General features: G+C 71.7%; 20 protein-coding genes. 8 read left to right on the top strand and 12 right to left on the bottom strand.

Translation table 11 applies throughout. The features are described 5' to 3' along the window. Positions 1-556: 556 nt before the first annotated feature. From ACFV2J_RS32900 to ACFV2J_RS32920, 5 genes are read left to right on the top strand one after another with little or no spacing between them, the layout of a single operon-like run. Entirely contained in the window at positions 557-1,207 is a 651-nt protein-coding gene (locus ACFV2J_RS32900) for a GntR family transcriptional regulator (RefSeq protein WP_385089912.1), read from the top strand. 48 nt (positions 1,208-1,255) lie between these two features. Then, positions 1,256-2,005 (top strand): PIG-L deacetylase family protein, encoded by a 750-nt coding sequence (locus tag ACFV2J_RS32905; protein WP_385089909.1) that lies wholly within the window; start codon positions 1,256-1,258, stop codon positions 2,003-2,005. After that, a complete protein-coding gene (locus ACFV2J_RS32910; RefSeq protein WP_385089906.1) occupies positions 2,002-2,721 on the top strand; it encodes a 4-carboxy-4-hydroxy-2-oxoadipate aldolase/oxaloacetate decarboxylase in 720 nt (239 codons plus the stop codon). The genes ACFV2J_RS32905 and ACFV2J_RS32910 overlap by 4 nt, the downstream gene beginning before the upstream one ends. Beyond that, entirely contained in the window at positions 2,718-3,806 is a 1,089-nt protein-coding gene (locus tag ACFV2J_RS32915; RefSeq protein WP_385089903.1) for a 4-oxalomesaconate tautomerase, read from the top strand. Before ACFV2J_RS32910 ends, ACFV2J_RS32915 begins: the two co-directional genes overlap by 4 nt. A gap of 10 nt (positions 3,807-3,816) precedes the next feature. Beyond that, positions 3,817-4,782 (top strand): catechol 2,3-dioxygenase, encoded by a 966-nt coding sequence (locus ACFV2J_RS32920; RefSeq protein WP_385089900.1) that lies wholly within the window; start codon positions 3,817-3,819, stop codon positions 4,780-4,782. Positions 4,783-4,846: 64 nt separating this feature from the next. Here the strand turns inward: ACFV2J_RS32920 and sthA are convergent, their stop codons facing one another. The 3 genes from sthA to ACFV2J_RS32935 all read right to left on the bottom strand — a co-directional run bounded on the left by sthA (position 4,847) and on the right by ACFV2J_RS32935 (position 8,874). Next, positions 4,847-6,250: a Si-specific NAD(P)(+) transhydrogenase gene (gene sthA, locus ACFV2J_RS32925; RefSeq protein ID WP_385089897.1), complete on the bottom strand. Its 1,404-nt coding sequence runs from the start codon at positions 6,248-6,250 to the stop codon at positions 4,847-4,849. Positions 6,251-6,509: 259 nt separating this feature from the next. Continuing rightward, positions 6,510-7,838, bottom strand: coding sequence for an enolase C-terminal domain-like protein (locus ACFV2J_RS32930; protein WP_385089918.1), 1,329 nt, complete (start codon positions 7,836-7,838; stop codon positions 6,510-6,512). Positions 7,839-7,914: 76 nt separating this feature from the next. After that, a complete protein-coding gene (locus ACFV2J_RS32935) occupies positions 7,915-8,874 on the bottom strand; it encodes a 5-dehydro-4-deoxyglucarate dehydratase (RefSeq protein ID WP_385089894.1) in 960 nt (319 codons plus the stop codon). A 106-nt stretch (positions 8,875-8,980) separates the two neighbouring features. Here ACFV2J_RS32935 and ACFV2J_RS32940 point away from each other — a divergent pair, with 106 nt between their 5' ends. Beyond that, positions 8,981-9,769 (top strand): IclR family transcriptional regulator, encoded by a 789-nt coding sequence (locus ACFV2J_RS32940; protein WP_385089892.1) that lies wholly within the window; start codon positions 8,981-8,983, stop codon positions 9,767-9,769. A gap of 32 nt (positions 9,770-9,801) precedes the next feature. Here the strand turns inward: ACFV2J_RS32940 and ACFV2J_RS32945 are convergent, their stop codons facing one another. The 7 genes from ACFV2J_RS32945 to dnaK are packed head-to-tail and all read right to left on the bottom strand — an operon-like array spanning position 9,802 to position 16,991. Continuing rightward, a complete protein-coding gene (locus ACFV2J_RS32945) occupies positions 9,802-10,068 on the bottom strand; it encodes a UBP-type zinc finger domain-containing protein (RefSeq protein ID WP_385442075.1) in 267 nt (88 codons plus the stop codon). Positions 10,069-10,106: 38 nt separating this feature from the next. Next, on the bottom strand, positions 10,107-10,550 hold the full coding sequence (gene trxA, locus ACFV2J_RS32950) for a thioredoxin (protein WP_385089915.1): 444 nt from the start codon (positions 10,548-10,550) through the stop codon (positions 10,107-10,109). Between the two features lie 5 nt (positions 10,551-10,555). Continuing rightward, positions 10,556-13,198, bottom strand: coding sequence for an ATP-dependent chaperone ClpB (clpB, locus tag ACFV2J_RS32955; RefSeq protein ID WP_385442078.1), 2,643 nt, complete (start codon positions 13,196-13,198; stop codon positions 10,556-10,558). Next, a complete protein-coding gene (locus ACFV2J_RS32960) occupies positions 13,189-13,584 on the bottom strand; it encodes a chaperone modulator CbpM (protein WP_385094364.1) in 396 nt (131 codons plus the stop codon). The genes clpB and ACFV2J_RS32960 overlap by 10 nt, the downstream gene beginning before the upstream one ends. Further along, complete coding sequence (locus ACFV2J_RS32965) at positions 13,581-14,528, bottom strand: DnaJ C-terminal domain-containing protein (protein ID WP_385094368.1); 948 nt, start codon at positions 14,526-14,528, stop codon at positions 13,581-13,583. The genes ACFV2J_RS32960 and ACFV2J_RS32965 overlap by 4 nt, the downstream gene beginning before the upstream one ends. A 6-nt stretch (positions 14,529-14,534) precedes the next feature. After that, entirely contained in the window at positions 14,535-15,086 is a 552-nt protein-coding gene (locus tag ACFV2J_RS32970) for a nucleotide exchange factor GrpE (RefSeq protein ID WP_385442083.1), read from the bottom strand. A 9-nt stretch (positions 15,087-15,095) separates the two neighbouring features. Then, positions 15,096-16,991: a molecular chaperone DnaK gene (gene dnaK / locus ACFV2J_RS32975; RefSeq protein ID WP_385094374.1), complete on the bottom strand. Its 1,896-nt coding sequence runs from the start codon at positions 16,989-16,991 to the stop codon at positions 15,096-15,098. A 272-nt stretch (positions 16,992-17,263) separates the two neighbouring features. On the opposite strand from dnaK, the gene ACFV2J_RS32980 reads away from it, so the two are divergent. Further along, positions 17,264-19,090, top strand: a complete 1,827-nt coding sequence (locus tag ACFV2J_RS32980; protein WP_385094377.1) for a PucR family transcriptional regulator — start codon at positions 17,264-17,266, stop codon at positions 19,088-19,090. Between the two features lie 123 nt (positions 19,091-19,213). Here the strand turns inward: ACFV2J_RS32980 and ACFV2J_RS32985 are convergent, their stop codons facing one another. Together ACFV2J_RS32985 and ACFV2J_RS32990 are read right to left on the bottom strand one after the other, a co-directional pair. Next, on the bottom strand, positions 19,214-19,834 hold the full coding sequence (locus ACFV2J_RS32985) for an L-threonylcarbamoyladenylate synthase (RefSeq protein ID WP_385442087.1): 621 nt from the start codon (positions 19,832-19,834) through the stop codon (positions 19,214-19,216). Between the two features lie 161 nt (positions 19,835-19,995). After that, on the bottom strand, positions 19,996-20,931 hold the full coding sequence (locus ACFV2J_RS32990) for an endonuclease/exonuclease/phosphatase family protein (protein WP_385093952.1): 936 nt from the start codon (positions 20,929-20,931) through the stop codon (positions 19,996-19,998). A 748-nt stretch (positions 20,932-21,679) separates the two neighbouring features. On the opposite strand from ACFV2J_RS32990, the gene ACFV2J_RS32995 reads away from it, so the two are divergent. Continuing rightward, a complete protein-coding gene (locus ACFV2J_RS32995) occupies positions 21,680-23,950 on the top strand; it encodes a M4 family metallopeptidase (RefSeq protein WP_385442090.1) in 2,271 nt (756 codons plus the stop codon). Positions 23,951-23,953 lie beyond the last annotated feature (3 nt).

Below are 23,953 nucleotides of genomic sequence, written 5' to 3' on the forward strand. Positions count from 1 at the left end.
ATAAAACCACGCTAAAGTTGGAAACGTTATTTAAAAAACGCGACCCGATCCAGGGCGCGCGCGGCCACCCCCCCCCCCCCCGCTCCCGTACCGCCGGGCGGGGCTCAGGTGTTTTCCGGAGCCTTCGCGCGCCCCCGCCGTACGCGGGTCAGGGCGGGACCGTGACCGTCGCACCGTGGCCGGCATCCGGAGGCGACGGGCGCGCCCGTCCGGGAAGGCGTCGTCGGCCGTCACGCCCTGCGGGTGATGAGGGAGTCGGAGGCGTCGGCGAAAAGGTGCCCGGAGCGGTGGCCGAAGCAGCCCCGGATCGGCCACGGACGACGGCCGCGCGACGTGCTTTATCGGGCGGCCGGGGCGGGTGACGGTACCGCCCGTCGACCGTGCCCGGCCGTCGCGGAACCGCGCGACACCCATGGGACGCTTGGGCCGGTCCGACGTTGTCGTGGCGGCCGACCGCGGTGCCGGCAGGGCATGTCGGCAAGATACCGGACAAAATTGTTGACAATCTTCGAGGCCTGGTTTTAGGTTCGAAAGGCACTCACTCAGGGAGGGCACGATGCCGAAGGAAGCCCGTCCGGGCACCGGCGAGCAGGCCAGGAAGCACGCACTGGCGGAGCTGCGGCAGGCGATCCTGCTGGGCGAGATGGCGCCGGCCCAACGGCTCGTGGAGAACGAACTCGCCGAGCGGTTCGATGTCACCCGGGCCAGCGTCCGGGCGGCGCTGATCGAGCTGGAGTCGGAGGGGCTCGTCGAGCGGATCCGCAACCGCGGCTCGCGCGTGCGGGTGGTGACGGTCGAGGAAGCGGTGGCCATCACCGAATGCCGAATGGCCCTCGAAGGCCTGTGCGCGGCCAAGGCGGCCATGGCGGCCACGGAGGAACAGCTCGCCGAACTGGCCCGCCTGGGAACGGCGATGTCGAAGGCGGTCGCCGACGGTGAGCCGTTGGTCTACTCCGGGCTCAACCACGAACTGCACGGCCGGATCAGGGAGTTCTCCGGCCAGCGGGTCGCCGTCGAGCTGCTGGAGCGGCTCAACGGACAGCTGGTGCGCCACCGTTTCCAGCTCGCGCTGCGGCCCGGACGTCCCCAGCAGTCCCTGAGCGAGCACCTGGCCATGATCGAGGCGATCAGGGCCCGGGACCCGCAGGCGGCCGAAGCGGCCGTCCGCGGCCACCTCGCGGGAGTCATCGACGCACTGCGCCAATGACGTCCCGGGGGCGGGCGGGCCGGCCTGTCCACCAAGGAGATGTGAGCCATGACGCACGGCAAGGGGCCCACCACCCCACGATCGACGCTCGTCATCACCGCACATGCCGGGGACTTCGTCTGGCGGGCCGGGGGAGCCATCGCCCTGGCCGCCTCCCGCGGGGAGAAGGTGACCATCGCGTGCCTCACCTACGGGGAGCGCGGTGAGTCCGCCCAAGCCTGGCGCGAGGGGCGGAAGTTGGCGGAGATCAAGGAGATGCGCCGCACCGAGGCCGAGGCGGCGGCCGCGGCGCTCGGTGCCGGGGTCCGCTTCCTGGACGCGGGCGACTACCCCCTGCCGGTGACCCAGGAACTGACCGACCGCCTGGTGGGGATCTACCGTGACACCCGGCCCGACGTGGTGCTGACCCACCCCCGGGACGACCCCTACAACGGCGACCACCCGGCCGCCGCGCGGATGGCGCTGGACGCGCGCGTCCTGGCCCAGGCCGGCGGCTATCCGGCCGACGGCGAGGTCATCGGCGCCCCGCCGGTGTTCTTCTTCGAACCGCACCAGCCGGAGATGTGCGGCTTCAGGCCGGAGGTCCTCCTCGACATCACCCCGGTGTGGGAGGCCAAGCGCGAGGCCATGGAGTGCCTGGCCACCCAACGGCACCTGTGGGAGTACTACACCGACCTGGGCAGGCGGCGCGGCGTGCAGCTCAGGCGCAACGCGGGTCCCCACCTCGGTCTGCCTCACGCCACCTACGGCGAGGCCTACATGCGCCCCTACCCACAGGTCACGGAGGAGCTGGTGTGAGCGGCCTGATCATCACCAATCCGCCGCGCGCCCACGCCGAGGACGTCGAGGCGCTGGCCGGCCACGGCGTGGCCACCGTGCACGAGGGCATGGACCGGCGCGGCAGCCTCGGCCCCGGGTTCCGGCCCATCCAGCAGGACGTGCGCGTCGCGGGCACCGCGGTCACGGCGCTGTGCCGGCCCGGCGACAACCTCATGATCCATGCGGCCGTCGAACAGTGCGCGCGGGGCGACATCCTCGTCGTCGCCACCACCTCACCTTCCACCGACGGCATGTTCGGCGACCTGTTCGCCACCGCGCTCCAGCACCGCGGGGTGCGCGGCCTGGTCATCGACGCCGGGGTACGCGACACCGCCGACCTGCGCGCCATGGGTTTCCCCGTGTGGTCGACGGCGGTGTGCGCGCGGGGCACGGTCAAGGCCACGGCCGGTTCGGTGAACCTGCCCGTCGTGCTGGGCGGCCAGATCGTCCGGCCCGGGGACGTGATCGTCGCCGACGACGACGGCGTGGTGTGCGTGCCCCGCGAACGGTCCGGCACGGCCGTCAGGGCGGCCGAGGCCCGCGCCGCCAAGGAGGACGCCACCCGAACGGCCTTCGCCGAAGGCCAGTTGGGCCTGGACCGCTACGGCCTGCGCGAGACCCTCGGACAACTCGGGGTGCGGTACCAGTCCTACGAGGAGTGCGCCCCCGACGTCCGCGACGGAACCGCTTCATGAGCGCGGGCGAGGAAGTGCGCTGCATGCTCATGCGCGGAGGCACCTCGAAGGGCGCCTACTTCCTGGCGGACGATCTCCCGCCCGGTCCCGGCGCACGCGACGACCTGCTGCTGCGGGTCATGGGCAGCCCCGACCCGCGCCAGATCGACGGCCTCGGCGGCGCGCACCCGCTGACCAGCAAGGTGGCCGTGATCTCCGCGTCGGCCGGCCCCGAGGCGGACGTCGACTACCTGTTCCTCCAGGTCGGCGTCGACGGTCCCGAGGTCTCCGGCCGGCAGAACTGCGGCAACCTGCTCGCCGGGGTCGGCCCGTTCGCCGTCGAACGCGGACTGGTCGACGCGGGGGAGGAGCGGACCTCCGTACGGATCCGCATGGTCAACTCCGGAGACCTCGCCGTCGCCACCTTCGCCACACCCGGCGGCCGCGTCGACTACACCGGTACGGCCGAGATCTCCGGCGTGCCGGGTACCGCCGCCCCCGTGATGATCGAGTTCCCGCCGGGCCCCCGTCCGCTGCTGCCCACCGGACACGCCCGCGACACCGCGGCCGGCACCCCGGTGACCTGCGTGGACAACGGGATGCCGACCGTACTGATCGCCGCCTGTGCCCTGCACATCACCGGATACGAGGAACCCGGGGACCTGGAGGCGGACCGCGCGCTCGCCGGCCGGCTGCGCGCGATCCGGCGGGAGGCCGGAGAACTGATGGGCCTCGGTGACGCGGCGGCGGCCACCGTTCCCAAACTCAGCCTGCTCGCCCCGCCGTTGCACGGGGGCGCGGTCATGACCCGCACCTTCATCCCGGTGCGCTGCCACCCCTCCATCGGTGTGCTCGGCGCCGCCGGCGTCGCCGCGGGCCTGCGCGTCGGGGGCGGTGTGGGCGACGGCATCGCCCGGCTGCCCGCCCACGGGGACCTGCTGCGCATCGAACACCCCGCGGGATTCCTCGACATCGAGGCCGCCGTCGGCCAACACGCCGACGGCGCCACCCCGGTGGTCCGGCGCACCGCCGTCGTCCGCACCACACGAAAGATCTTCGACGGCACGGTCTTCCCCCGGCCGGCCGCAGCCACAGCTCACCTGTGAGGAGGCCTGGATGGCCCCGCCCCTAGGCGACATCGCCCACCTCGGGCACGTCGAACTGCTCACCCCGGACCCGGACGGAAGTCTGCGGTTCTTCACCGACTATCTCGGCCTGACGGTCAACGGCCGCCGTGGTGACTCGGTCTACCTGCGGACCTGGGACGACTACGAGCACCACAGCCTGGTCCTCACCGCGCACCGGACCTCGGGCCTGCGCCGCACCGCGCTGCGCGCCTCAGGCGAGGAGGCACTGCGGCGCAGGGTCCAGGAACTGGAGGCCGCGGGCCACGAGGGCCACTGGACCGAGGACGAGCCGGGCCTCGGCCCGCTGTACGTCACCACCGACCCCGACGGCCACGAGATCGCCCTGTACTGGGAGTCGGAGTGGTACCGGGCCCCGGACGAGCTCCGGCCGGGACTGAAGAACCAGCCCCAGGCCAAGCCGGGCCACGGCGTGGGCGTACGCCGTCTCGACCACGTCAACTACCTCGCGGCCGACGTCGCCGCCAACGCCGACTTCCACCACCGTCCCCTCGGTGCCCGGCCGACCGAGCAGATCCGGCTGGACACCGGCAGGATCGCCGCGAAGTGGCTGACGTTCACGGACAAGTCGTACGACGTCGTTTACACCGAGGACCGGACCGGATCACGCGGGAGGCTGCATCACATCGCGTTCGCCACCGACACCCGTGAGGACATCCTGCGCGCCGCCGACCTCGCCCTCGACACCGGCGTGTTCATCGAGACCGGCCCGCACAAGCACGCCATCCAGCAGACGTTCTTCCTCTACGTCTACGAGCCGGGCGGCAACCGCGTCGAACTGTGCAACCCGCTCACCCGGCTCGTCCTGGCCCCCGACTGGCCGCTGATCACCTGGACCGAGGCCGAGCGGGCCAGGGGACAGGCGTGGGGACTGAAGACCATCGAGTCCTTCCACACCCACGGCACGCCGCCCCTCGACCCGGTCCAGGACCGCTGATCCGGACGGGGGCGGGGCGTGCCGTTCCCGACCCGCCCCGCCCCCGTCCGGCCTGGGCCGTCCGTCAGTCCTTGAGCTGGGCGATCTGGCGGATCTTGTTGGTGGCGTCCAGGGCGGCGACCTTGTAGGACTCCGCGAGCGTCGGGTAGTTGAACACCGCGTCGACCAGGTAGTCGACCGTGCCGCCGCATCCCATCACCGACTGGCCGATGTGGATCAGTTCGGTGGCCCCGGTGCCGAAGCAGTGCACTCCGAGCAGTTTGCGGTCGTCCGGGGAGACCAGCAGCTTGAGCATGCCGTGCGAGTCGCCGATGATCTGGCCCCGGGCCAGTTCGCGGTAGCGGGAGATGCCGACCTCGAAGGGCACGCAGTCCTCGGTGAGCTGGTCCTCGGTACGGCCGATGAAACTGATCTCCGGGATGGTGTAGATGCCGATCGGCTGGAGGTCGTGCATCGGATGGACCGGTTCGCCGAAGGCGTGGTACGCCGCCGTTCGTCCCTGCTCCATCGAGGTCGCGGCCAGGGCGGGGAAGCCGATGACGTCGCCGACGGCGTAGATGTGCGGGACCTCGGTGCGGTAGTTCTCGTCGACCTTGATCCGGCCGCGCGGGTCGGCGGACAGACCCGCCTTGTCCAGGTCGAGTTCGTCCGTCAGGCCCTGCCGGCCGGCGGAGTACATCACAGTGTCCGCGGGGATCTTCTTGCCGCTCTCCAGGACGGTGAGCGTGCCCCGTGGATGATGCTCGACCGCGGCGACCGTCTCCCCGAAACGGAAGGTGACGGCCAGGTCCCGCAGGTGGTACTTGAGCGACTCGATGACCTCCACGTCGCAGAAGTCGAGCATCGAGGACCGCTTCTCGACCACCGTGATCTTGCTGCCGAGGGCGGCGAACATGGAGGCGTACTCCATGCCGATCACACCGGCCCCGACGATGACCATGGAGCGGGGCACCCGCTCCAGGTTGAGGACGTTGTCCGAGTCCATGATCGTGCGTCCGTCGAACTCGACGGAGGCGGGCCGGGCCGGCCGGGTGCCGGTGGCGATCACGATGTGCTCGGCGGTCAACAGCTGTTCGTTGCCGTTCGCTTCGGTCAGGGCGACGGTGTGGTCGTCCACGAAGCGGCCGGTGCCGGCGAAGAGGGAGACGTGGTTGCGGGAGAGCTGATTGCGGATGACGTCGACCTCGCGGCTGACCACGTGCTGGGTGCGCGCGGTCAGGTCGGCGACGGTGATGTCCTCCTTGAGCCGGTAGCTCTGGCCGTACATGTCGCGCTGGGTGAGACCGGTGAGGTAGAGGACCGCCTCGCGCAGGGTCTTGGAGGGGATGGTCCCGGTGTGGATGGACACCCCGCCGACCATGTCGGGCCGGTCGACGACGGCGACCCGGCGGCCGAGCTTGGCCGCGGCGATGGCGGCCTTCTGCCCACCGGGGCCGGATCCTATGACAAGCATGTCGAAGTCGCGCACTCTCCGGAGTCTGTCAGGCCGACGTCCCTCCCCGGAAGGGTGAACGGGCAACGGACCCCTTCACGCGGTGAAAAATCCGGTGGTCAACGCGCCTGACGCCGGAGCCGACGGACCAGGTGCCCGGTGGCCGACGCGGCGCCGGCCGCCGGGGCCGGCGCGCCCCATGCCGAAGTCGGCGCACCGCGGCCGGAGCTGAGACCCAGCCCGTCGGTGGGGGACGCGATACCCCGCCGGAGGGCGATGCTCCGCACGGCGGACGTCAACGCACCAGACACGGACGCGTCGCGTCGAACTCCCATCCGGGGACCAGGAATCGCATGCCCACGGCGTCGTCCCGCGCCCCCAGCGCCTTCTCCCGGTAGAGGTCGTGGGCCGCGAGGAGCCGGTCCATGTCGATACGGACCCCGAGCCCGGGGGCGTCCGGCACGGCGATCTCCCCGTCGACGATCCGCGGCGGCTCGACGGTGAGCCGCTCCAGCCCCTCCTGCCAGATCCAGTGCGTGTCCAGGGCGTTGTAGGCGCCCGGCGCCGCCGCTCCGCAGTGGGTCACCATGGCGAGGGAGATGTCGAAGTGGTTGTTGGAGTGGCAGCCCCAGGTCAGTCCCGTCGCGTGGCACAGCTGGGCGACCCGCACCGAGCCGCGCATCGTCCAGAAGTGCGGGTCGGCCAGCGGGATGGAGACCGACTGGAGGGCCAGGGCGTGGGTCAGCTGCCGCCAGTCGGTGGCGATCATGTTGGTCGCCGTGGGCAGACCGGTGGCACGCCGGAACTCGGCCAGGATCTCCCGCCCCGAGTAGCCTTCCTCGGCCCCGCAGGGGTCCTCGGCGTAGGCGAGGGTGCCGACCAGGGGCGTACACAGCTCGACCGCCTCGCGCAGCGACCACGCCCCGTTCGGGTCGAGGGTGATCCGCGCCTCGGGGAAGCGGGACTTCAGGGCCCGTACGGCCTCGACCTCCTCGGCGCCGCGCAGGACACCGCCCTTGAGCTTGAAGTCCCGGAAGCCGTAGAGCTCGTACGCGGCCTCGGCCTGCCGGACGATCGCTCCCGGGGTCAGAGCCTCCTCGTGGCGGACCCGGTACCAGTCCACGTCGGCGTCGGGTTCGCGGACGTACTCCAGGTCGGTGCGGTCGGGGTCACCGACATAGAACAGATAGCCGAGGACCCGTACGGAGGCACGCTGCTGCCCGTCGCCGAGCAGCGCCGCCACGGGTACGTCCAGGTGCTGCCCGAGGAGGTCGAGCAGCGCCGACTCGACGGCGGTGACGGCGTGCACGGTGGTCCGCTGGTCGAAGGTCTGGGCACCGCGGCCGCCGGAGTCCCGGTCGGCGAACCGGGCCCCGATCTCCCGCAGCACGCGCTGGTAGTCACCCACCTTCGCCCCGACGACCAGTGGCCCGGCGTCCCGCAGGGTCCGTGTGATCTTCTCCCCGCCCGGCACCTCGCCGAGCCCCGTGCGGCCCTCGGAATCGGTCAGGACGACCACGTTGCGGGTGAAGTAGGGGCCGTGCGCGCCGGAGAGGTTCAGCTCCATGGAGTCCCGTCCCGCGACCGGATAGACGGAGAACGCGGTGACGGTCGGCTGGCTGATGCCCATGGTCTTCGGAGTCCTTGTGTGCGGGGTGGGTGGGGGAGCCGGGGGTGGGGAGACCGCGGGCCGGGAGCGGTCAGACGGGTCGGGGTGCGCTTTCGGCCAGGAGCAGGCCGGCGTCGAGGATCTTGGCGAGAACGGCGAGGTCGTCCGGGCCGGGGTCGGTGAGCGGTGCCCGGACCGGACCGACGGGCAGGCCTTGCAGCCGGGCCGCGGCCTTGACCAGCGAGACGGCATAGCCCGGTACCCGGTCGCGCAGCTCGACGAGGGGGACGTAGAAGTCCCGCAGCAGTACGGTCGTCCGCTCGTCGTCGCCGTTCCGCAGGGCGGTGAAGAAGGCGTCGGCGATGTCCGGCGCGAAGGCGTGGACCGCGGAGGAGTAGGCGGGGACGCCCACGGTGGCGTAGGCACGGGCCTGGATCTCGGCGGTCGAGGCGCCGTTGAAGAACAGGAAGTCGTCGGGCGCGGCGAGCGTGAGGCGCTGGAGCCGGTCGAGATCGCTGTGGCCGTCCTTGAGGCCGATGACCGTGGGGATGTCCGCGATCCGGCGCAGGCTCTCGGCGTTGAAGGCGACCTGTCCCCGCTGGTAGGCGATGAGCGGCAGGGACGTTCCGGAGGCGATCCGGCGCAGCTGCTCCACCAGGCCGTCCTGCGGGGCGGCGACCAGGTAGTGCGGCAGCACCAGCGCGGCGTCCGCGCCCGCCTCCTCCGCGATCCGCGCGAACCGGAGCGCCTGCGCCCAGCCGTAGCCGATGCCCGCGACCACCGGCAGCCGCCCGTCGGCGATCTCGACCGTGGCCGCGACGACCTCCCGGTACTCGTCCTCGTCCAGGGAGAAGAACTCACCGGTTCCGCAGGCGGGGAAGACCGCGCCCGGCGCGGTCGCGAGCTGGGCGGTCAGATAGGCGCGGTACGACTCCGGATCGAGGCCGCCGTCCTCCCGGAAGCTCGTGACGGGGAAGGACAGCACCCCGCGTGCCATGCCGTCCCGCAGCCGCCGTGCCACGTCCTCGGCGTCCGTGCTGAACCGTGCCATCATTCTCATCCTCATATGCAGATGACGTTTATGTATGCAGATGAAGGTTAGGTGGGTGAACCATCGCGGGTCAATGGGGCGGCGTGGCGGTTTTACGATGGGGCCCATGTCCGAGAGCAGAGGGGTCCGCGCCGTGAAGTCGGCGTCCCGCACGGTCGCCCTGCTGGAACTGCTCGCCGGGCGGGGCGACCGGCCCGCCCGCCTGGACGAACTCGCGGCGGAGCTGTCCGTGCCGCGCAGCAGCATGTACCAACTGCTGCAGACCCTCGTCGACTGCGGCTGGGTGCGTTCCGACACCACCGGCTCCCTCTACGGCATCGGCATCCGCGCCCTGCTCACGGGCACCGGCTATCTCGACGCCGACGCCCATGTACGGGCGGTGCGCCCCTGCCTCGACGAGGCCTCGGACACGCTCGGCGAGACCATCCACCTGGCACGGCTCGACGGCGCGGACGTCGTCTACCTCGCGACCCGCGAGTCCCACGAGTACCCGCGCACCCTCAGCCGGGTCGGACGCCGGGTCCCCGCCCACGCGGGAGCCCTCGGCAAGGCGCTGCTCGCCGAACGCCCCGACGGGCAACTCCCGCTCCCCGCTGACCCGTTGGCGGCCCTGACCCGGAACACGCACACGGACAGGGCCGCGCTGCTCGCGGATCTCGCCCGGGTGCGCGAGCGCGGCTACTCCGTCGACCGCGAGGAGACGGTGCCGGGGATCGCGGGATTCGGCTTCGCCCTGCGCTACGACACACCGGCTGTCGACGCCGTGAGCTGCTCGGTTCCCGTCAGCCGGCTCACGGACGAGCACGAGGCCCGCATCGTCTCCGTCATGCGGGAGCTGCGGACGAGGATCGAAACCCTCGCCTCCCCGGCGTCGGGCGCTCCCGACTGGCGCTGACCGGGGGAGCGCCGGCCGGGCGCCGGCGCACCTCAGACCGGGGCCCGGTCGATGTAGCACCAGCGCCAGTCCTCGCCCGGCTCGAACGACTGCACGATGGGGTGACCGGCCGTGGCGGCGTGGGCCCGCGCGTGCTGGAGCTTCGAGGAGTCGCAGCACCCGACGTGCCCGCAGGTCAGGCACATCCTGAGATGCAGCCAGGTGGAGCCGACGTGCAGGCACTCGTCGCAGCCGTCCGGCGTACGCGGGGTCACGGAGCGGATGTACGACAGATGCGGGTCGGGCCGCGCGTCGGCCATGGCGGGTCTCCCTCCTCCACCCCTCACACGGGGCGGGTTCACCGGCGAACGGACAGGCTCTCCTCGACCCACTGCTTCAGGGCCGGCGCGGGGGCCGCCCCGGTCTTCCGGGAGATCACCTCACCCTGGTCGAGCAGCAGCAGGGTCGGCACCGCCTGCACCTGGAAGCGCTGGGCGAGCCGCGGACTCCGGTCGATGTCGACCTTGACCAGCTTGACCCGGCCGGCGAGCTGGTGGGCGACCTGCTCCAGCGCGGGGCTGACCGTCCGGCAGGGCCCGCACCAGGTGGCCCACAGGTCGACGAGGACGTACGGCCCCGCCCGCTCGGCGACCTCCGCGAAGTCCGCGTCACCGGCTTCGGTGATCCACGCCAGCGGGGCGTGACAGTTCCCGCAGCGCGGTGTGCCCGCGGCGGCCGCCGGCACCCGGTTGCCACGGCCGCAACGCTCGCAGGTGACCGTCCCGGCCGGAGCCGTGCCCACCACGCTCACGCCGCCTTCCGGACGTCCGGCGCCGCCGGTTCGCCGTAGGTGACGACCAGTTCGCCGTTCTGCGCGTCGACCCGGATCGTCGATCCGTCCTGTACGTCACCGCGGATCAGCGCCCGGCCCACGAGCGTCTCGACCTCGTGCGAGATGTACCGGCGCAGCGGGCGTGCCCCGTACACGGGGTCGAAGCCCTGCCGCGCGATGAGCTCTAGCGCGGCCTGCGTGAGGTCGACGGTGATCTGCCGTTCGGCCAGGCGCCTGCGCAGATCGGTGAACTGGAGCTCCACGATGCGCTCGATCTGGGGCAGACCCAGTGGCTTGAACAGCACGATGTCGTCGATGCGGTTGAGGAACTCGGGCCGGAAGTGGCTCTGCAGCTCGCCCAGCACCAGGGCGCGCGCCTCGGGCTTGATCTCGCCGTCGGCGGTCACCCCGTCCAGCAGGTGCGCCGATCCGATGTTGGAGGTCATGATCACCACGGTGTTGCGGAAGTCGACGGTGCGGCCCTGCGAGTCGGTGATGCGGCCGTCGTCGAGGACCTGGAGCAGGGTGTTGAACACATCCGCGTGGGCCTTCTCCACCTCGTCGAACAGGACCACGGAGTACGGCTTGCGGCGCACCGCCTCGGTGAGCTGGCCGCCTTCCTCGTAACCGACGTATCCAGGAGGCGCTCCGACCAGCCTGCTGACGGTGTGCCGCTCCTGGTACTCGCTCATGTCCAGGCGGACGATGTTCTCCTCGGAGTCGAAGAGGGCCGCGGCGAGCGTCTTGGCGAGTTCGGTCTTCCCGACGCCGGTGGGGCCGAGGAAGAGGAACGAGCCGATCGGCCGGCGCGGGTCACGGATGCCGGAGCGGGCCCGGATGATGGCGTCGGCGACCAGCTTGACCGCCTCGTCCTGGCCGATCACCCGCTCGGTGAGGATCTCGTCCAGCCGCAGCAGCTTCTCGCGCTCGCCCTCCTGGAGCCGGGTGACCGGGATGCCCGTCCACGCGGCCACGATCTCCGCGATCTCGTCCTCGGTCACCACCTCGCGCAACAACTGGTTGTCGCCCTGCTTGGAGTCGAGCCGCTCCTCCTCGGAGGCCAGCCGGCGTTCCAGTTCCGTGAGTCTGCCGTACCGCAGCTCGGCGGCGCGGTCGAGGTCGTAGCTGCGCTCGGCCTCCTCGGCCTCCTGCCGCACCTGCTCCAGTTCCTGCCGCAGGTCCTGCACCCGGCGGATGGCCTGGCGTTCGGCGTCCCACTGGGCGTGCATCGCGTCCGACTCGGCCCGCAGATCGGACAGTTCACGGCGCAGTTCCTCCAGACGCTTGGCACTGGCCGGATCGCTCTCCTTGGCGAGCGCCGCGTCCTCGATCTCCAGCCGGGTCACCCGGCGGGTGATCTCGTCCAGCTCGGCGGGCATGGAGTCGATCTCGGTCCGCAGCCGCGCGCAGGCCTCGTCGACCAGGTCGATGGCCTTGTCGGGCAGGAACCGGTCGGTGATGTAGCGGTGGCTGAGCGTCGCCGCCGCGACCAGCGCGGTGTCCTGGATCTTCACACCGTGGAAGACCTCCAGCCGCTCGCGCAGCCCGCGCAGGATGGACACGGTGTCCTCGACGCTCGGCTCGTCCACCACCACCTGCTGGAAACGCCGTTCCAGCGCCGCGTCGGACTCGACGTATTTGCGGTACTCCTCCAGGGTCGTCGCACCGATCATGTGGAGTTCGCCGCGGGCCAGCATCGGCTTGAGCATGTTCCCGGCGTCCATGGCGCCCTCGGCACCACCGCCCGCGCCGACGACCGTGTGCAGTTCGTCGACGAAGAGCAGGATGCGTCCCTCGGCCGCCTTGACCTCGCTCAGTACGGCCTGCAGCCGTTCCTCGAACTCGCCGCGGTACTTGGCACCCGCCACCAGGGAACTCATGTCGAGCGAGAAGATCGTCCGGTCGCGCAGGCCGTCGGGCACGTCACCCCGCACGATGCGCTGCGCCAGACCCTCCACGATGGCCGTCTTGCCCACGCCCGGGTCACCGATGAGCACCGGGTTGTTCTTGGTCTTGCGGCTCAGGATCTGGATCACCCGGCGGATCTCCGCGTCCCGGCCGATCACCGGGTCCATCCGGCCACCGCGAGCCTCCGCCACCAGATCACGGCCGTACTTCTCCAGTGCCTCGTACGACGCCTCGGGGGTCGCCGAGGTGACGCGCTGGTTGCCGCGGATACGGGTCAGCGCGGCCAGGAACGCGTCCTCGGTGACGCCGAACTTCTTGAGCAGGCGTCCCGCGGCGGTCTGGGAACCCTCGTCCGCCAGCGCCAGCAGGAGGTGCTCGACCGACACGTACTCGTCCTTGAGCCGCTTGGCCTCCTGTTCGGCCGAGTCCAGCACCCGGGCCAGCCGCTGCGTGACGTACACCTGACCGGGCGTGGCACCGGGCCCGGTGACCTTCGGCCTGCGCGCCAGTTCCTCCGACAGGGCGGAGCGCAGGGCCTGAGTGTCGGCACCGGTCTGGTCGGCGAGGCGCGCTATCAGACCGTCCGGCTGGTCGAGGAGGGCGAGCAGCAGGTGCTCACCGTCGACCTCGGTCTGGTTCAGCCGGCCGGCGATCGTCTGCGCTTCCTGCACCGCCTGCTGGGACTTCTGGGTGAGCCGGTTCATATCCACGATTCATCCCTCCTGGAGCCGGCGTTGCTGCGCCTCAGCGCGTCCTCCAGCTCACTGATCCGGTCGAGCAGATCGACCACCAGACCCAGGGAGGCGTAGTTGAGGGGGAGCGCGGCCCGTAGACGTTGGATGCGGGCGAGGGCGACGGGCGCGGACGGGTCGAACCACAGCCGCCCCGTCGCGTCCCGGGTGGCGTCGACCAGGCCGAGGGCGACGAACCTCCGTACGAGATCCGGGTGGATGCCGGAGCGGCGGGCGACGGCGTCGAGCCCGAGCCGCAGGGGCGGACCGAGGGTGGCGGCGCGTACCCGGACGTTGAGGACCGGCGGGGCGGCCGGAGTGGCGGTGCGGCGGCCTGCGCCACCGGGACGGGGGGCGGTGGTCATCGGGGCCTCCTCGGGTCGAAGGCGGACACGGCGGCCAGCTCCTCGAAGAGCTCGCGTTCGCGGGCGGTGGGCTCGGGCGGCACCATGATGCGGATCTCCGCGTAGAGGTCGCCGTCCTGGCCGCGCGGGTTGGGCATGCCCTCGCCGCGCAGCCGGAGCCGGCGGCCGCTGGAGGAGTTCGCGGGGACGGTGACCTTGGCCGTGCCGCCGGGGGTGGGCACCGGCACGGTCGCGCCGAGCGCCGCCTCCCACGGCGTCACCGGCGCGACCACATGGATGTCCCGCCCCTCCAGCCGGAAACGTCCGTCGGGCTTGATGCGCACCCGGAGATACAGGTCGCCCGGCGGCGCGTCACCGCTGCCGTGGCCGCCCTCGCCGGCCAGCCGGATGCGCTGGCCGTCCACCACACCGCGCGGGACGGTGACGTCGTAGCCGCGCTGTCCGTTCGGGCCGCCCAGCGTGATGCTGCGCTTGCCGCCCCGGTACGCCTCCTCGACACCGAGCTGGATCTCGGCCTCCTGGTCGGCGCCGGGCACCGGGCCCCAGCCGCCTCCGCCGCCACGTCCGAACATCCCGCCGAACAGATCCTCGAAGTCGACGCCCGAGCCATCGAAGCCCGCGCCGTCGGCGCTCCGGAAGCGGACTCCGCCACCGCCCGCCCGTCCGGCCCGGCCGCCACGGGCGCCCGCCGCCGCGGCCACCCGCTCGTCGTAGTCCTCCGGGATCTGCCGGAAGTCGTCGCCGAAGCGGTCGTAGCGCTGCCGGGTCTTGGGATCGGACAGCACGCTGTAGGCGTCGTTGAGCTCCTTGAAGCGCTCCTCGGCACCCGGATCCTTGTTGACGTCGGGGTGGTGCTTGCGCGCCAGCGTGCGGAAGGCCTGCTGGATCTCCTCGGCACTCGCGGTGCGCGGCACCCCGAGCACGTCGTAGTAGTCGCGTGCCATGAGGCGTCACTCCTGCCGCTTGCTGACCATGACGAACGCCGGGCGCAACTGGTTGCCGTCCGCCCCGTAGCCCGGACTCACCACCTGGGCCACGGTGTTCGGTTCGGCGCCGGGGTCGTCGACGACCCCGACGACCTCGTGTCTGGTCGGGTCGAAGGGCACCCCGGTCTCCTCGTGACGCGGGTATCCGAGACCGCGCAGCACCTCGACCGCCTGGTCGCGCACGGTCTCGATGCCCTTCAGCACGGCGGAGGGGTCGGCGTCGGCGTGCGCCAGGGCCCGTTCCAGGTTGTCGAGGACCGGCAGCCAGGCCGCCGCGGTGCGGGCCCGTTCCTCACCGCGCACACGTTCCAGTTCCCTCGCGTGGCGCTTGCGCAGGTTGTCCAGGTCGGCGAGCGCGCGGCGCCAGCGGTCCCTGAGCTCGTCGAGCTCCGCGGTCTGGTCCTCCGTCCCCGGCCGCGCCGGGGCGGCCGGGGACTCGGGAGCGCCGGGGGCAGCGGTGTCTTCGGTCCGCTGTTCCTGTTCGGGGGGCGTCACAGGCTCCTGTCCGGTGGCCATGACCGCACCTCAGCTCTTGTCGAATTCGGCGTCAATCACGTCGTCGGAACCCGTCGGGGCGCCCGTGGTGTCCTGCGCGCCCGGCGCGGCCTCCGTGGCCTGGCCCGCGCCCGCCTGATGAGCGGCGAGGGAGGCGAGCACCTGTTGCAGCTCGGAGGTCATCGGCCGGACCTTCTCCGGCGACGCGTCCTGCCGGACGGCCTCGCGGGCGTCGGAGACGAGCATGTCCGCGCGGGCCCGCTCGTGTTCCGGCGCGGCCTCGCCCAGCTCGGTGAGGCGGCGCTCGACCTGGTAGGCGACGGCGTCCAGCTCGTTGCGCGCGTCCACGGCGTCGCGCAGAGCCTGGTCCTCGCCGCGGTGCTGTTCGGCCTCCTGGACCATCCGCTCGACCTCGCCCTGGTCGAGGTTGGAGCCCTCGCTGATGGTGATGCTCTGTTCCTTGCTGGTGTCCTTGTCCCGCGCGGTCACGTTGAGGATGCCGTTGGCGTCGATGTCGAAGGTGACCTCGACCTGCGGCTCGCCGCGCGGTGCCGGACGGATGTCCTTGAGCTGGAAGCGGCCCAGGACCCGGTTGTCCGCGGCGAGTTCACGCTCGCCCTGGAGCACGACGACGTCGACGGCCTCCTGGCTGTCCTCCGCCGTGGAGAAGGTCTCGGAGCGGCGTACCGGGATCGTGGTGTTCCGCTCGATGAGCTTCGTCATGACCCCGCCACGGGTCTCCACACCCAGCGACAGCGGTGTGACGTCGAGCAGCAGGACGTCCTTGACCTCGCCCTTGAGCACGCCCGCCTGGATCGCCGCGCCCAGCGCCACGACCTCGTCGGGGTTCACGCTCATGTTCGGGTCCTTGCCACCGGTCAGCCGGCGGACCAGGTTCTGCACGGCCGGGATGCGCGTCGAGCCGCCCACGAGAATGACCTCGTCGATGTCGTTCTCGCTGACCTTGGCGTCGCTCATCGCCTGCTTGACCGGCTCCAGGGTCCGCTCCACCAGGTCGGCGGTGATCTGGTCGAACTTGGACCGCATGATCGTCTCGGTCAGGTGCTTGGGCCCGGAGGCGTCCGCGGTGATGAACGGCAGACTGACCTGGGTCTGGGTGACCGAACTCAGCTCGGTCTTGGCCTTCTCCGCGGCTTCGAACAGCCGTTGCAGGGCCTGCGGATCCTTGCGCAGGTCGATGCCGTTCTCCTGCTGGAAGGTGTCGGCGAGCAGGTCGACGATCCGGCGGTCGAAGTCGTCGCCGCCGAGGTGACTGTCCCCCGCGGTCGAGCGGACCTCCACCACACCGTCGCCGACGTCCAGGATGCTCACGTCGAAGGTGCCACCGCCGAGGTCGAAGACGAGCACGGTCTCGTGCTGCTTCTTCTCCATCCCGTACGCCAGCGCCGCCGCCGTCGGCTCGTTGATGATGCGCAGCACCTCCAGGCCCGCGATGCGGCCGGCGTCCTTGGTCGCCTGGCGCTGCGCGTCGTTGAAGTACGCCGGCACGGTGATGACCGCTTCGGTGACCCGCTCACCGAGCTGCTTGCCCGCGTCGTCGGCGAGCTTGCGAAGGACCTGCGCGCTGATCTCCTCCGGCGAGTACAGCTTGTCGCGCACCTTGAAGCGGGCGACGCCGCCCTCGCCCTCGACGACGTCGTACGCCACCGCCTTGGCCTCGGCGGACACCTCGTCGTAGTGCCGGCCGATGAACCGCTTGGCCGAGTAGATGGTGCCCTTGGGATTGAGGATCGCCTGGCGCCTGGCGAGCTGGCCGACCAGACGTTCGCCCCCTTCGGCGAAGGCGACGATGGAGGGCGTCGTGCGCGAGCCCTCGGCGTTCGGTATGACAGTGGGTTCACCGCCCTCCCACACGGCGATCACCGAGTTGGTGGTGCCCAGATCGATTCCGACTGCCTTGCCCATGAGGAACTCCTTCGCCTGCCGTACCGGCGTCCGTCCCTGTCCGGTGACGGCGGTCGTGTTCAGGTCGGGTCCGCGCGTCCGTGGGCGCACGCGCGTCGGGTGCCCGTAGCGCACCCGCGTCGTGGCTTCCGTCCCTGCCAGACTGTTACGGGGCGCGGAGCGACGCCTGCGCCCGGCGGGGTGAAATTCGCCCCCCGGCCTCGACCTGACAGGACAGGGTCCGCCTTCCGGCACGACAGGCGACCGTAAGGTGCGAAAGCTACTATTACGGCATGCCTGGCATGGCTGAGGACGCCTCCGGTGCGGGGCACCGGCGCGTCGGACCGCGCGGCTCTCCCAGCCAGGTGCCCTCCACCGCCCCGGCCTCCTGGGGCCGCAAACAGCTGGCGAGCCTGTACGACGTGTTCGTGCTGGCCGTGACGATGCTCGACGCCCCGGGAACGCAGGAGATCCTGCGCCTGGCCATGGACGCGGTGCCGCGCCTCACCGACTGCCGGCCCGAGGGCTGCTATCTGCTCAGGGACGGACGCTTCGAACTCGACGCCACCCCGAGCGCACCCTCCCTCGACGGCCGGGCCCCGAAGGAGCTGCCCGCGGCGATCCGGCAGCTGGGCGCACTGGACGGGGAGGACGGCCCCCTCAGGTTCCGGGAGGGCGGCTGGGGGTGGGCGGCGGGCCTGCGCGGTTCCCGCGGACTCCTCGGCTACCTCGTCGTCAGCGCCCCCGAGCCGCCGACCGACGACGACCGCTTCCTCCTGTACGCCCTCGCGCGGCCGACCGCCGCCGCGCTCTACAACGCCGACGCCCGCAGCCGTGACCGCGAGTACGCCAGACAGCTGTTCCGGGCGATCGAGGAGCGGGACGCGGTCAACGAACGGCTGACCGCGCTGGTCGCGGAGCTGGAGGCGCAGCACACCGTCCACGACGTGCTCGCCCGCGCCCACGACGGCGACGCGGGGGAGAGCGGTATCGCCGAGGCCGTGTACGAGCTGACCGGCCTCGCCACCTTCATCGAGGACCGCTTCGGCAACCCGCTCGCCCGGGCGGGACCCGGCGCGGACGCGGCCCACGAGAAGCCCGATCCGACGCTGCGCGAACAGCTCCTGCACCGCGCGATGCGGGCCCCGGATCCGGTCCGCCACGAGGGCCGTCTCATCGGGGTGGCCCGCCACCACGGGGAGATCCTCGGCACGATCGAACTCGTCGACCCGGGGGGCGCGGCGGGCGACGCCGAGGCGTTCGCGCTCGGCCACGCGTGCACCGCGCTGGCCCTGGAGCTGGCCCACCGCCGCAGCCTGGCGGAGACCGAACTGCGCATGAGCCGGGACCTCGTGGAGGACCTGCTCACCGGAGCCGACGAGGGCGGCGCGTACGCCCGGGCCGAGGCCGTCGGGCACGACCTGCACGGACCGCACCATGTCGTGGTCGCCCAGTGGCAGGCCACGGCCGCCGACGACCGGTTCCTGGACGCGGTCGACCGCGCCGCGCGGGGGCTGGGACTTCGGTCGCTGCTCGCCCGGCGCTCGGACAGGGCGGTGCTGGTCGTCCAGGGAGAACCGCGCGACCCCGGACTGTACGGTGCCGTCGCCGGCGAGGTGGGCTCGTGGCGCGGCGTGGTGGGCGTCGGGACTCTGTGCGAGACGACGGCCGGCCTTCCCCACTCCTACGAACAGGCCGTCAGCGCGCTGCACGTACGCCGGCAGTCACAACCGCCCTACGGCACCGCGGTCTACGAGGAACTGGGCCTCTACCGCATCCTGGCCAGGGGCAACGACGCGCGGGACGTCACCTTCTTCGTCCGCGAGTGGCTGGGCCCGCTGCTCGACTACGACGCCACCCACGGCACCGACCTGGTGCACACCCTCACCCGGTACTTCGACCACGGCGGCAACTACGACGAGACGGCGCGGGCCCTCGCCGTCCACCGCAGCACGCTGCGGTACCGGTTGCAGCGCATCCGGGAGGTCAGCGGACGGCGGCTCGACGACGTGGACAGCCGCTTCAACCTCCAAGTGGCCACGCGGATCTGGAAGGTGAGCGGTCCGGCGGCCGGGACAGGCGCGCGCTCCGACTCGCTTCCCGGCGGCGAGGCCGGGTGACCGGCCGTACGCAGGACAGCCGCGCGCCGGCAACACCCGTGTCCGGCGCCCGAATCGGTCGCGGCGCACTCGACCTGCCGCGCCGCCGGTAGCGGAGCGGGCCGCCGGCAGCGGAGAGGGCCCCTACTCGAACCGTGACGGGTCGCCCGCCCCGCGGCGTACGATCTCGGGCTCCCCCTGCGAGAAGTCGATGACGGTGGTCGGCTCGACGCCGCAGTCACCGGAGTCGAGGACCGCGTCCACCACGTGGTCGAGCTCGTCCTTGATCTCCCAGCCCTGGGTCAGCGGCTTCTCCTGGTCGGGCAGGAGAAGGGTGCTCGACAGCAGGGGCTCGCCGAGCTCGGCGAGAAGTGCCTGGGCGACCGCGTGGTCGGGGATCCGGACGCCGACGGTCTTCTTCTTCGGGTGCAGCAGTCTGCGCGGTGCCTCCTTCGTCGCCGGCAGGATGAAGGTGTAACTGCCCGGGGTCGAGGCCTTGACCGTGCGGAACACCGAGTTGTCGATGTGCACGAAATGGCCCAGCTGCGCGAAGTCCTGGCACATGAGCGTGAAGTGATGCCGGTCGTCGAGCCGTCGGATGGAGCGGATGCGATCGAGCCCTTCCCGGTTGCCCAGCTGACACCCCAGCGCGAAGCAGGAGTCGGTCGGGTAGATGACGAGACCGCCGCCGCGGATGATCTCGGCCACCTGGCCGATGATCCGCGGCTGGGGGTTCTCCGGATGCACGTCGAAGTACTTGGCCATACGCCGAGCTTAGATCGCCCGGCGGTGACACCCGGGAACGTGCCGGGGGCCACCGCGGCGGGACCGGCCCACGGGGCACGGGACCCGGGTCCGTGCCGGCACCGTGGGAACGGTGCCGCCGCCCCGGACGGACGGGTCCCGCCGCGCGGGACGGCCAGGTCTCACAAGGACAGCTCGACCACGAGCGGACGGTGGTCCGAGATCGCCGTCCTCGTCGTGCCCACGGTGCCGACCGCCCCCGCGCCCCACCCGGCCGTGAGCACGTGGTCGAACTGCACGACCGGGCGGTGCGCGGGATAGGTCGGTGTGCGGGCCGTGTCCCGCCAGCGCCGGGGCGGCGTCGGGCGCGCCGTCCGGGGCGCGTTCAGCACGGCCCTCGGCAGGGCGCCGACCAGGTTGAAGTCTCCCAACAGGACGTGCGGCAGGGGCAGGTCGGCGATCCAGTCACGGACAGCGAGCAGCTGACGGATGTTCCACCCCGGCACGAACGTCAGGTGCACCGCCACGGCCGTGAACGGCCCCCGCGGCCCCTCCAGTACGGCGGCCAGCGCCGCGCGCGGCCGGTCCCGGACGAGGGTGAGGCCGGGCCTGCCGGGCACGCGCAGGGGCAGGCCGACCGGCGCCGCGGCCAGCCGCCTGACGCGCCAGTCCCGGACCGGGAGCCGGGTGAGCAGCGCGAGCCCGTGCGAGGGTCCGGCGGCGTCCGTCTCGGTGTCCCCGGGGCCGTACATCCGCGGTCCCGGCTCCGCGGGGTCGAGATCCCACCCCCGGTCCCCGGAGGCGCGGCCGTGCAGCGCCGTCCCGAAGCGCCACTCGTGCAGGCCCGCCGCCAGGGCCACGGCGCGGGCCTGGTCGACCCGGCCCGACCGTTCCTGGAACCGGTCCACCTCCTGCAACGCGAGGACGTCGGCGCCCAGGGACACGGCGGCACGGGAGAGCGGTTCCGCGGGGTCGTCCCGGTCCGCGGCGGAGGCGGGGTGACCGTCCGGCATCGGCCGGCCGTGCAGCACGTTGAACGTCGCGAACCGCAGCCTGCCGCGAGGCGCGCCGCGACCGGCGCGACCCGTGGTGTGGGCGGAGGGTGAAGGGGAGGTCATGAAGAAAGTAGTACGTGGCCGGACGGGCGAACGGCGTAACCGTGGGCGGCGCGTCACCCAGTCCGGACTCCGCCGTGTGCTGAGGTCACCGGGTTCGGAATTCGCCGCGTGCCGGCGTCACCGATGACCGAGTCCGGGCTCCGCCGTCCAACTGACGTCACCGAGTCCGGGCTCCGCCGACTTCTGACGTCACCGGGTTCGGAATTCGCCGCGTGCCGGCGTCACCGATGACCGAGTCCGGGCTCCGCCGTCCAACTGACGTCACCGAGTACGGACTTCGCCGACTGCTGACATCACCGAGTCCGGACTCCGCCGTGGACGGACATCGCCGCGTACCGACATCACCGCGTACGGACGTCACCGCGTACCGACATCACCGAGTGGGGACTTCACCGTGTCCGGCGGTCGGTGCGGCGGACCGGTCCCCGTCCGGCGGCGGCCGAAAAGAGTCCTGGGCAGCGGTGAATGTCCAGCAAGCAATGGTCAATTTCGGCCTTTGCTTTGTCATCGCCATGACAAAGCGTCGGCCATGATGCCAGTCTGCTCATGAACGTTCACCGTTCCTTCACCTCCCCCACCTCTCGCGCACCTCCCCCCACCTCCCGCGCGCCGCCGAGTCCGGTCACGCCCCCGTGCGTCACCTCGTGCAGCGCCCTTTCCTGCTCAGCGCGTTGCCCGCCGGCCCCACCCCGCCGGCCCGCTCTCTCGGCCTCGACCACAGGCCGATCGTCGCCAGAAGGAGAAGCCCTTGTCACGGCCACGCCACTCCTCGCACCGCCGCAGATACACGGCGGTGCTGGCGCTCACCACCGCGACCACCCTGCTCGCCGCCGGTTTCCAGGCCGGCATCGCGTCCGCCGCCCCCCATGGCGGCGGTCACGCGAAGATCGTCGCGACTCCCCGGGCCGGCGCGGCTCCGGCGAAACTGTCCCGTGCCCAGCACGCCTCCCTGCTGAAGAACGCGACCGCCGCGGCCGGCGACACCGCGAGGCTGCTCGACCTGGGCTCGAAGGAGAAGCTCGTCGTCAAGGACGTCGCGAAGGACGCCGACGGCACCACGCACACCCGCTACGAGCGCACCTACGCCGGTCTCCCGGTGCTCGGCGGCGACCTCGTCGTGCACACCAAGGGCGCCCGCAGCACGGTGTCCGAGGCCACCAGGTCCACCATCAAGGTGCCCACGCTCACCGCCAGGATCGCGTCGGGCGCGGCCGCCCAGAAGGCGCTCACGGTCGCCAGGAAGGCCGACGCCACGCGGCCCGAGGTCGACGGCACCCCCCGGCTGGTGGTCTGGGCCGCCGGAGCCCGGCCGACGCTGGCCTGGGAGTCGCTGGTCGAGGGCACCCAGGACGACGGCACCCCCAGCGAGCTGCACGTCATCACCGACGCCACCTCGGGCAAGGCCCTCTTCGACTACCAGGGCGTGCACACCGGTACGGGCACGGGCCAGTACAGCGGGACGGTGCCGGTCGGCTCCACGCTCTCCGGCTCCACGTACCAGCTGGTCGACGGTGACCGCGCGGGCCACCGGACGTACGACCTGAACCAGGGCACTTCCGGCACCGGCACCCTGTTCACCGATGACAACGATGTCTGGGGGGACGGCAGCCAGAGCAACCGGCAGACGGCCGGGGTGGACGTCGCCTTCGGCGCCGCGGCCACCTGGGACTACTACAAGGACGTCTTCGGCCGCAACGGCATCCGCAACGACGGGGTGGCCGCCTACAGCCGGGCGCACTACGGCAACGGGTACGTCAACGCCTTCTGGTCCGACACGTGCTTCTGCATGACGTACGGGGACGGCGCGGGCAACGCCCACCCGCTGACCGCCCTCGACGTCGCCGCGCACGAGATGAGCCACGGCGTCACCGCCGCCACCGCCAACCTCACCTACTCGGGCGAGTCCGGCGGCCTCAACGAAGCCACCTCGGACATCTTCGCCGCGGCGGTGGAGTTCCACGCGAACCTGGCCGCGGACGTGCCCGACTACCTGGTCGGCGAGAAAATCGACATCAACGGCAACGGCACCCCGCTGCGGTACATGGACAAGCCCTCCAAGGACGGAGCGTCCCGCGACTACTGGGACTCCTCGCTGGGCGGCGTCGACGTCCACTACTCCTCGGGACCGGCGAACCACTTCTTCTACCTGCTCTCCGAGGGCAGCGGCGCCAAGACCGTCAACGGGGTCTCGTACGACAGCCCGACCTACGACGGCGTGCCCGTGACCGGCATCGGCATCGAGAACGCCCAGCGCATCTGGTACCGGGCCCTCAGCACCTACATGACCTCCAGCACCAACTACGCCGGTGCCCGCGTCGCGACCCTGCAGGCGGCGGCCGACCTGTTCGGCGCCTACAGCGACACCTACCTCGCCGTCGCGGCCGCCTGGGCCGGGATCCACGTCGGTGACCGGATAGCGCTGGGCGTCAACGTCTCCCCGATCGGCGACCAGGTCAGTGGGGTCGGCCAGCAGGTCTCCCTTCAGGTCAGCGCCTACACCACGAACTCCGGCGCCGGTCTGACGTACGAGGCCACCGGGCTGCCGGACGGTCTGAGCATCAGCGACACCGGACTGATCTCCGGCGTCCCGACCACGACCGGTACGAGCACCGTCACCCTCACGGTCACCGACAGCACGGGTGCGACCGTCTCGACCGGCTTCGACTGGCGGATCGCGAACATCTACGTCAACGGGACACGTGTCGACATCCCCGACGCGGGGCCCGCGGTCGAGTCGCCGATCACCGTCACCGGCCGGAGCGGCAACGCCTCGGCCACCACCCAGGTCTACGTCAAGATCGTCCACACCTACCGCGGTGACCTGACGGTGGACCTCGTCGGTCCCGACGGCACCGTCTACTCGCTGCTGAACCACAGCGGCGGCTCCGCCGACAACGTCGACCAGACCTTCACGGTCGACGCGTCCGCCCAGCCCGTCGACGGCACCTGGATCCTCAGGGTCCGGGACACCGCCTCGATCGACGTGGGCTACATCCAGCAGTGGCAGCTCACGCCCTGATGC

Source organism: Streptomyces sp. NPDC059668, assembly GCF_042734135.1.
In the GTDB taxonomy this organism is placed as follows: Bacteria; Actinomycetota; Actinomycetes; order Streptomycetales; family Streptomycetaceae; genus Streptomyces.